This is a genomic window from Streptomyces sp. NPDC101152 (genome assembly GCF_044768275.1).
Taxonomy (GTDB): Bacteria; Actinomycetota; Actinomycetes; order Streptomycetales; family Streptomycetaceae; genus Streptomyces.
Genome location: NZ_JBIWPO010000145.1, coordinates 1 through 1379, shown reverse-complemented (window position 1 = coordinate 1379; position 1379 = coordinate 1). Strand labels below are relative to the sequence as shown.

Genomic DNA, 1379 nt, shown 5'->3' with positions numbered 1-1379 from the left:
CCATTGGTAGTCAGGGGCGCGGTGCTCTTTCGAGCCCGTTTCCCCATTCCCCTTTCAATCCGTGCGTGCGGTTTTCCCGCACACGGCTTACCGGTGATCTTCTTGACATGGTTACGCAGTCTTCGGATAGCGGATGGTGCCACGCAGGCAGTACAGGCCGTGCCCCGCAAACCACTCTTCCGTCCACGCATTTTGCTGCCCACCACGCAAGTTACGCCCCCGCTTCTTGATCATCAATCGGCGAAGTCGCCACACCACGTGGCTGTCAACCTGGCGGAACTTCTTGGCGGCATTCCCGGTACGGAAGTAGTTTCCCCAGCCGCGCAGGACTGGATTCAGCTCCGCGATCACGTCACGGATATCCATTCCCGACCGACGGCGGTCAGTCCGCTCACGGACCTTGTCCCGGAGTCTCTTCATCGCCGCTTGCGAGGGCCAGCGGTGCAGGTAGAAGCGGACCGTGCCGTACTTCTCCCACGACCGGCCCGAAAAGCGGGCTCTGAAGTGGCAGCCGAGGAAGTCGAGTCCTTCCCGGCCCTCTCTGAGGTCAACCACCTTCGTCTTGTCCGGGTGCAGCCGCAACCCCAGCGAGCCGAGGATCTCCCCGACCGCAGCCAGAGCCTTCCTGGCCTGGCTCGCCGAACGGCACAGGACGACTCCGTCGTCCGCGTACCGCACCAGCTCACCCACCCCGCGCTTGGACAGCTCGGAGTCCAGGACGTGCAGGTAGATGTTGGCCAGCAAAGGCGAGATGACCCCGCCCTGAGGAGTCCCAGCGACCGTCCGCTGAACCTCACCGTCCACCATCACACCCGCTTGCAGCCACAGACGGACCAGCTTGAGCACCCGACGATCCGACACCCGACGCCCCACCTCAGCGAGCAGCCGATCATGGCTGATCTCACCGAAGAAGTTACGGATATCGAACTCCACGACAAAGCAGTTCCCCTTGACGAAGCCGACACGAAGCCGTTCCATCGCCTGCGTCGCCGACCGCTTCGGCCGGAAACCGTACGAGCACGGGAGAAAACCCGCCTCGAAAACAGGCTCCAGCACGATCTTCGCCGCCTGCTGAGCAACTCTGTCGCGCACCGTCGGAATACCCAGCGGCCGTCTGCCACCCTGTGGTTTCGGTATATCCACACGCCTGGCCGGCGCAGGACGATACGCACCTGAGCGGAGAGCGAGCTGGAGTTCACCGAGCATCCGCCGAACCCCGTACTCGTTCTCCACAAACGCCAGGGTGACCCGATCCACCCCGGCACTTCCCCTGTTGGCCCGAACCCGTTCCCACGCCTCCCACAGAACGTCACCTCTGTGGATACGGTCATACAGGGCATGGAAACGCCGCTCCGGCGACTGCTTGGCCGCAGCCCATA

The 1379-nt window shown here is 63.4% G+C and carries 1 protein-coding gene; it reads right to left on the bottom strand.

Annotation, left to right across the window (positions count from 1 at the left end; all coding sequences use genetic code 11):
• Positions 1-111: 111 nt before the first annotated feature.
• On the bottom strand, positions 112-1379 hold a 1268-nt coding region (ltrA, locus tag ACIRVK_RS45535; RefSeq protein ID WP_404258063.1), incomplete at its 5' end, for a group II intron reverse transcriptase/maturase.